Origin of the sequence: Mesorhizobium sp. M1423 (assembly GCF_040317575.1) — a bacterium.
Lineage (GTDB): Bacteria > Pseudomonadota > Alphaproteobacteria > Rhizobiales > Rhizobiaceae > Mesorhizobium.
Genome location: NZ_JAMYKU010000059.1, coordinates 1 through 7,559 on the forward strand (window position 1 = coordinate 1; position 7,559 = coordinate 7,559).

The window sequence follows — 7,559 nt, forward strand, 5'->3', positions numbered from 1 at the left end:
GGAGTACGACAGCCTCAAGCCGGTGCAGCCGATCCGATTACACGCGGTCGATCCGACACTGATAGCAATTGTTGCGTGCAGAGCGGATGTGGACGTAAGCAATGTCGTCGCGCTCGAACAACGTCTCCGCCCGTGCCGCGATGGCATCGGTCGGAATGACGCCGCCGCTGCCATAGACGATGCGGTCGTCCTTGCCGTAGCCGCGCACGATGTAATCGCTGCTTTCGAGTATATCGGGAAGCGTTTCCCCCTCGGCGGCGCGTTCGCATTCTTCCGCATGCAGAAAGATCGGCCCGGTTTCGGCATAAGGCTGCAGCTCAGGAAAAGGCCGATAGGCCAGAACAAGATAGGCTTCTCCCACAGCAACATTCTTCAGGCAGTGGCGGCAAGGCACGCCGTCGCCGTCCGAAATCTGCCGCTCTGGCTTCAGGTCATAAGCATCAGGTCCGCCGCGCTGAAGCGCGCGAACCGCATCGGTTGGCAAGGCTTTGAATTTTAGCGTCATGGCTAAATCTCCGGTGTCGTTGACCGGAAATTATGCTCGCAAGACAGAGCTTCCCACCCGATTCCTGCCAAATGGATCAGTCCATCAACGCGTCGAGACCACGCACCAGGCCTTTGATCTGCTGTACCCGCCTGATGGCGAGCAGCGTGCCCGCCACGTAAGGCGCCGCGGACGAGCCGGCATCGTGGCGGATGGTCAGCCGCTCGTCTGGCAGGCCGAACAACGCCTCGCAGGACAGGATGTAGGACGGCAGGCGAAGCGCGTGCACTTGCACCCCCTCGCCCGCGCCGACCGCAGCACCGCGTGTAGCCGGCACGCCGGAGACCTCGGAGACCGGCTTTGCCGTCGAAGCCTTGCGGATGTCGGCCAGCGCTTCAGCAAGTTCCCGCGCGGTACCGGAGGGCGCGTCGGGCTTCTTTGCACTGGCATAATCGATGACCTCGACATCCGGCACGTATTTTGCCGCCATAAGTGCAAACCGCTTCATCAGCGTAGCGGTGATGGAAAAGTTGCCGGCGGCAACGACGCCGACGCCGTGGGCGCGCGCCGCGGCGTCGATGTCGGCATAGTCGGCAGCACCCAGTCCCGATGTGCCGATCACAGCGTGCCGTCCCTTGTCGATGGCGAGCAGCACATGGTCTTTCACGACATGTGGCTTGGTGAAGTCGACCAGTACGTCCGACGGCGCCTCCAGCGCCTCGGCCAGCGAGGCCGAAACGGAGATACCATTAGCCGGCATGCCAACCAGCAGGCCGGAATCCTGCCCCGCGCCGCTACGTGACACAGCCCCGGCCAGCGCCATGTCACCTTGCGCCCCGATCGCCGGAACCAGCGCCTTGCCGACCCAACCGGTCGCGCCGGCCATTACCACGCGAATTGCCATCGTGCGATCCTCCATCACCATCGGTTTTTAGACGACAGCGATATGGAAAGAGCCCGGCTCATTCAAGTCGGGCTCGCCTTTGAATATTGATCCAGACCCTGAACGGCTAGATCATTTTAACGGATGAAGTCGTCGAAGCGGCGCAGCGTCACCCGGCGATTTCGCCAGTTCTCATTCTGCGTCTGCACGAGCAGGAACTCCTCGCCGTAGCCGACGGTTTCGAGCGCATAGCCCGGCACACCGAATTCACGCAGCAAGGTGCGCTTCAGCGAGGCGGCACGTTGTTCGGACAAAATCTGATTCGACTGGAAGGAGCCCACAGCATCGGTATGGCCTTCGATCAGCACGCGGGCACCCGGATCGCGCCGCAGAATGCGCTGAAGTGCATCGGCGATGTTCTCGATCTTGGCGTATTGCGATTCGGAAATGGCAGCCGAGCCGAAGGCGAAATTGATCGACTGGATATCGATAGAGCGGGCCATGCGCCGCAAGTCCGGCCGCTTCTTGAATTCGCGGATGGTGACGCGCTGATTCGGGCGCAGCTTCACCCGGGGCGCGGCTTCAAGCTGGCGCTCGATCGTGGCGGCCGAAGGCGTGGTCGCCTGGGCAACGGCAAGGGTCGGCATGGCGAGTGCCGCAACCAGCACGGCGGCAAATGTGCGTCGGGTCAGCATGTCTTTTCTCCTTCGGCCCTCGGCCGCATTGTGATGCCGACAAGATGGCAAAGACTAGCTGAAGCTTGGATGAACGAGCCTGAAAATCAGGGCCGCATGACGCTGGCCGCGCGCTCGGCAAAAGGCATCGGATGTACGACCTCCTTTTTTTGCGCCACCGGCGTGAAGCCGAGTTTTTGATAAAGCGGCAAGGCTGCTGGGTGATCAAGGGTGCAGGTCTGCACCGTCACCCGCTTGGGTCCGTGCGCCCAGGCTGCGGCGATTGCCGCACCGAGGAACCAGCGGCCAATGCCTTGCCCGGTCGCGTGCTCCATCATGCCGAAATAAGCGAGTTCCACTTCCTCCGGCAGATGCGGCTTGAGGTCGAAGAAGCCGGCCGGCGCGCCGTCGAGATAAAGCACCCTGATGTCGCGGTCCTCGCGGTGGATGCCCGCCGCAAGCTCCTCGTCATTCAGTCTCAGCACGTTGACCCAGTGCCATTTGCGGCCGACCCGATCCATCAAATAGCGGTAGAAATGCAGCGGAATGTCTTTGGTCTTGAGCAGCGCGATCTGGCGGTTGTACGGCAGCGGCGGCGAATAGGCAGGCGGCACATGCATTTCGAGAAACGTCACGGTGACGTCGATGTCTTCCAGCGCTCCGTTTTTCATCACCGTCGGTCCTTGCCCGTCACGACGGGCGTGTCGGAAAGCCCACCCCATTCCGTCCATGACCCGTCGTAAAGCCTGTTTTCGGCATGGCCAAGCGTCTCCAGGGCCAGCGTGATGGCTGCCGCGGTGACCCCCGAACCGCAGGAGGTGACGACCGGCTTCGACAGATCGATGCCGGCCTCCTCGATCACTTTGCGCAGCCTGTCCTTGGGCAGCAATTCGCCGTTTTCCGAAAGCGCCGAAAACGGCACGTTGTGCGCGCCCGGCATGTGGCCGGAGCGGATGCCGGGGCGCGGCTCCGGCTCGGTGCCGGCAAAACGGCCAGGCGAGCGTGCGTCGGCGATCTGGCTCTCCCCCGTCTCGACGATCCGGCGCATGTCGGCAAGGCTGGCGACGCGGGCGGCATCGAAGTTGGCATAAAACACGCAAGGCGCGATCTTCGTCGGCTCCGCCGTCACCGGCCGTCCGGCGGCTTTCCAACGATCGAAACCGCCGTCGAGTATATAGACCTGGAACACGCCCATAACGCGAAACAACCACCAGGCGCGCGGTGCAGAAAAGAACCCTGGCCCGTCATAGACAACAATCGTGTCGTCGGCCGAAATGCCCATCGCGCCGACATATTGGGCAAAATGCTGCGGCGACGGCAGCGTGTGAGGCAGAGCCGCGTCGGGGTCCGAAACCGCATCCTGGTCGAGGAAGCGGGCGCCTGGAATATGCGCTGCGTCATACTCGGCGCGCGCGTCGCGCTTTTGCGCCGGCAGATACCAGGACGCGTCGACGATCGTCAGCCCAGGCTCGCCGAGCCGCTTCTGCAACCAATCGGCATCGATGGTGAAAGGACTGTCGTCGGCCATCTTTTCTCTCCTGTCCCGCCTGTCCCAGTCCTATATCAGGCTGGCGGCATCGGGCCAAAGCGAATGCGGAAGCGCCGGTTCTCGCGGCCCTTCTTCTCGATCTTGCCGATATGGATCTCGCCGATTTCGCCGGTGCTCCTCACATGGGTACCGCCGCAAGGCTGGCTGTCGACCGAAGCATTCTCGCCGATGCAGACCAGCCTGATCTTTCCCGTGCCGGCCGGCGGCCGCACATTCTTGGATTTCACCAGGCTTGGATTGGATGCCAGCTCCTCGTCGGAGATCAGCCGGGTGAAGACCGGGTGGTCGGCCCGCACCAGTTCCATCAACCTGGCCGTCACGTCTTCCTTGGTGAAGCCGGCATCCGGGATGTCGAAATCGATACGGCTGTCGTCCTCGGAAACCGCGGCACCGGTGATCGGGAACGGACAGACGACGGTAAGCAGATGGCAGGCCGAGTGCATACGCATCAGCAGCTGCCGCCGCGGCCAGTCGATGGCGAGCCTCATCCGCTCGCCCAACCGTGGAACCGCCTGCTCCGGCGCCGGCACATGGATGATCTCGTCCTTGGTTTCGCCGGTGATCGTAGCGGCAATCGCAATGCCGGTGCCGTCGGCGCGTTCGAGGCTGCCAGTGTCGCCCGGCTGCCCGCCCGATGTGGCGTAAAACACGGTCCGGTCCAGAATGATGCCGCCGCGATCGTTGACTGCGACGACGGTGGCGTCGGCCGTCCCCAGATAGGCGTCGTCACGAAACAGCGCTTCGGTCTTGTGCGCCATCACGCGACCCTTTCGAACGGCACCGAAATCGTGCTCCGTTGCTCCATCCAGCCCGGCACCGGCAGCTTCTTTTCGCGCAGGAATTCAGGATTGAACAGCTTCGACTGATAGCGCGTGCCGTAGTCGCAAAGCATGGTCACGATGGTTTGGCCGGGGCCTAGCTCGCGCGCCAGGCGAATGGCGCCGGCAATGTTAATGCCGGTCGAGCCGCCAACGCAAAGTCCCTCCTCCTGGATCAAGTCGAATACGATCGGCAGTGCGTCCTCATCGGGGATCTGGAAGGCAAAATCGGGTGTAAAGCCTTGGAGGTTGGCGGTGATCCGCCCCTGCCCGATGCCTTCGGTGATCGAACTGCCCTCGGATTTCAACTCGCCGCTGGTGTAGAAGGAATAGAGCGCAGCCCCCAGCGGATCGGCCAGTGCGATCTTGACCTGGCTGTTCTTGGCCTTCAGCCCGAAGCCAACGCCTGCCAGCGTGCCGCCGGAACCGACCGCCGACACGAAACCATCCACCTTGCCGCCGGTCTGGTTCCAGATTTCTTCGGCTGTGGTGCGGATATGGCCGTCGCGGTTGGCGACATTGTCGAACTGGTTGGCCCAGATCGCGCCGTTCGGCTCGGTCTTCGCCATTTGCTCGGCCAGCCGGCCCGACAGCTTCACGTAGTTGTTCGGGTTCTTGTAGGGCACGGCTGGCACTTCGATCAGCTCGGCGCCGAGCAGTTTGATCGTATCCTTCTTCTCCTGGCTCTGGGTATCGGGAATGACGATCACCGTGCGGTAGCCGAGCGCCTTGGCAACCAGTGTCAATCCGATGCCGGTATTTCCGGCCGTCCCTTCGACGATGACGCCGCCGGGCCGCAGCAGCCCGCGCTGTTCCGCATCGCGGATTATGAACAGGCCGGCGCGGTCCTTGACCGACTGCCCGGGATTCATGAATTCGGCCTTGCCCAGGATCTCGCAGCCGGTTGCTTCCGAGGCCTTGTTGAGGCGGATCAGGGGCGTGTTGCCGATCACGTCGATCACAGAACGGGGCATGGAGATTCCTTTGTGGGTGCGGCGAAACCCTAGAAACCCGACGCTTCGGTTTCAAGGCAAGAATTTGCCTGGTCCAGTCGCATTTCGCACACTGCAATTGCAGCAGCCAGGAGCGCCCGGCCGGCATTCATTTCAACCATGTACCGAAAAGCACTCTTTTCATTCGATTTCTTCACCGCTAGAGCACAGGCTAAGAAGAGCCGGCGGGGCGCAGCATGACACTCTATCGGGCCAATCCGAAGCATGGCGTCGCCTGGATTACGGGCGGCAGCAGCGGTATCGGCCGTTCGCTGGCCAAGGATCTTGCCGCTCAGGGCTATGTCGTCGCGGTGACTGCGCCCGATGACCATCCAATCGATACGCTCATCGTCGAAACGGCGCAGATGGCGGGCCGTGTCGTAGCCTTTCCCTGCGACGTGACCGACGAAAAACGCATGGCAAAGACGGTTGCAACGATCGAGAAAGATCTCGGTCCGATCGTGTTGGCAGTGTTCAACGCGGGAAGCTATATCGCAACGCCGGGCGAGGATCTTGTCGCGCGCAATTTTCGTCGGTCTTTCGAAGTCAATTATTTCGGCATCATCAATGGCCTGCTGCCCGTCATCGAACGCATGCGCGTGCGCTCGCGCGGCCATGTCGTGCTGATCGGTTCGGTCACCGCCTATTTCGGCTGGCCCACCACCGCCGCCTATGGCGGCACCAAGGCGGCAGTCAATATCTTGGCCGAGTCGCTGAAATACGATTTCGACAAGATGAACGTCCGCATCCAGGTGATGAATCCGGGCTTTGTCGACACGCGGCTGACCGAGAAGAACTTCCTGCCGATGCCGGGCTTGATGCCGGTCAATCTGGCCTCGCGCCGCATCGCGCGAGGCATCGAATGTGGCGGCTTCGAAGTCACTTTCCCACGCCGCCTGAGCTGGACACTGAAGCTGCTCAGAATACTGCCAAGGCCGTTCTGCCGATGGGTGATCAGCACGGTCACCCGCTGGAATGCGCGGCCGCTGAATTTCGACCGCAAGCCACCGGTCGAATAGGATCCGTGATGGGGCGACGGATCATGTTTGCGGTGCTGGGTCTTGTCCTCATCCTTGTCCTGGCCTTGGCGCTTGGTCCGCGCGTCCTCGTCGAAACCACAATCCGTTTCGATCCCTCAGTAATCGGCGACGATCCGCAGGCCTATCTGGCGCGCCGGGAGGCGGCCGTGCCCGGCATCCGCGACGGGCTGGACAAGGAAATCATCTGGGCCGACCCGATGGTCCATGCCAAGACGCCATTCGCGATCGTTTACATCCACGGTTTTTCTGCGTCGAAGGGCGAGGTTCGTCCACTGCCCGATGAGGTGGCCGACCAGCTTGACGCCAATCTTTTCTACACGCGCCTGACGGGACATGGGCAGGACGGCGCCGCGATGACGCAAGGCAGCGTCAGCGCCTGGATCAACGACTACGAGGAAGCGCTCGCCATCGGCCGGGCGATCGGCGACAAGGTGATCGTCATAGGCACCTCGACCGGCGGCTCGCTGGCGGCGTGGGCTGCGACGCAGCCAAGCGCATCGAACAGCGTCGCGGCGATCGCATTCATCTCGCCGAATTTCGGCGTCAAGGCTTCCGGCGCCGAATTGCTGACCCTACCGTGGGGCAGACAGATCGCCGAGCTCGTCGCCGGCAAGGAGCGTGGCTTCGTGCCGCGCAACGCTCTGCATGAAAGGTTCTGGACCTACCGCTACCCGATCGCCGCGACATTGCCGATGGCGGCGCTGACAGAGCTTGCCTACGGCGCGCCGGTGGAGAAGACGTCCATCCCTGCCCTGTCCATCTTTTCAGATTCGGACAAGGTGGTACAACCAGATCGCACGCGCGAAATCGCGGCTCGCTGGGGCGCCGCACATGAATTGGTGCCGGTCGACGATACCGGCGACCCCGACAACCACGTCATTGCGGGTGACGCGCTGTCGCCATCGACCACGGCTTTCATGGCGCAGCGGATTGTCGTGTGGGTCGAGGCGGTGGTGAAGTAAACCAAAGGCCTCAAAGCAAAAGGGCGACCGGAGCATCACAACCGGCGCCCATTTAAAAAGTGTGTTAACAAACCAAACATTTCCCACCGCAAAAAGGGCAGGCTAATAGGCCCCCCCTGCCCGCCCCATAAACACCAAACGGCGCGTTTTTTTTGCC

Annotated in this window: 9 protein-coding genes; 2 read left to right on the forward strand and 7 right to left on the reverse strand. The window is 62.2% G+C overall.

The window, feature by feature from the left end:
• Positions 1 to 37: 37 nt before the first annotated feature.
• The 7 genes from NKG95_RS33685 to NKG95_RS33715 form a co-directional block, all read right to left on the reverse strand.
• Complete coding sequence (locus NKG95_RS33685; RefSeq protein WP_352482525.1) at positions 38 to 505, reverse strand: DUF1203 domain-containing protein; 468 nt, start codon at positions 503 to 505, stop codon at positions 38 to 40.
• Between the two features lie 76 nt (positions 506 to 581).
• Positions 582 to 1,388 carry a 4-hydroxy-tetrahydrodipicolinate reductase gene (gene dapB, locus NKG95_RS33690; RefSeq protein WP_023717549.1) on the reverse strand — a complete coding sequence of 269 codons (807 nt, stop codon included), beginning with the start codon at positions 1,386 to 1,388 and terminating at the stop codon, positions 582 to 584.
• Between the two features lie 116 nt (positions 1,389 to 1,504).
• Positions 1,505 to 2,062, reverse strand: a complete 558-nt coding sequence (locus tag NKG95_RS33695; protein ID WP_352789938.1) for an OmpA family protein — start codon at positions 2,060 to 2,062, stop codon at positions 1,505 to 1,507.
• An 86-nt stretch (positions 2,063 to 2,148) separates the two neighbouring features.
• Complete coding sequence (locus tag NKG95_RS33700) at positions 2,149 to 2,712, reverse strand: GNAT family N-acetyltransferase (RefSeq protein WP_023717547.1); 564 nt, start codon at positions 2,710 to 2,712, stop codon at positions 2,149 to 2,151.
• Positions 2,712 to 3,569 (reverse strand): 3-mercaptopyruvate sulfurtransferase, encoded by an 858-nt coding sequence (gene sseA, locus NKG95_RS33705; protein ID WP_023717546.1) that lies wholly within the window; start codon positions 3,567 to 3,569, stop codon positions 2,712 to 2,714. The genes NKG95_RS33700 and sseA overlap by 1 nt, the downstream gene beginning before the upstream one ends.
• Before the next feature lie 35 nt (positions 3,570 to 3,604).
• Positions 3,605 to 4,348: an alanyl-tRNA editing protein gene (locus tag NKG95_RS33710; RefSeq protein ID WP_353043811.1), complete on the reverse strand. Its 744-nt coding sequence runs from the start codon at positions 4,346 to 4,348 to the stop codon at positions 3,605 to 3,607.
• A complete protein-coding gene (locus tag NKG95_RS33715; protein ID WP_023717544.1) occupies positions 4,348 to 5,382 on the reverse strand; it encodes a cysteine synthase A in 1,035 nt (344 codons plus the stop codon). Before NKG95_RS33715 ends, NKG95_RS33710 begins: the two co-directional genes overlap by 1 nt.
• Positions 5,383 to 5,597: 215 nt before the next feature.
• Here NKG95_RS33715 and NKG95_RS33720 point away from each other — a divergent pair, with 215 nt between their 5' ends.
• On the forward strand, positions 5,598 to 6,419 hold the full coding sequence (locus NKG95_RS33720) for an SDR family oxidoreductase (protein ID WP_352908399.1): 822 nt from the start codon (positions 5,598 to 5,600) through the stop codon (positions 6,417 to 6,419).
• An 8-nt stretch (positions 6,420 to 6,427) separates the two neighbouring features.
• Positions 6,428 to 7,402 carry an alpha/beta hydrolase gene (locus NKG95_RS33725; RefSeq protein WP_353043812.1) on the forward strand — a complete coding sequence of 325 codons (975 nt, stop codon included), beginning with the start codon at positions 6,428 to 6,430 and terminating at the stop codon, positions 7,400 to 7,402.
• Positions 7,403 to 7,559 lie beyond the last annotated feature (157 nt).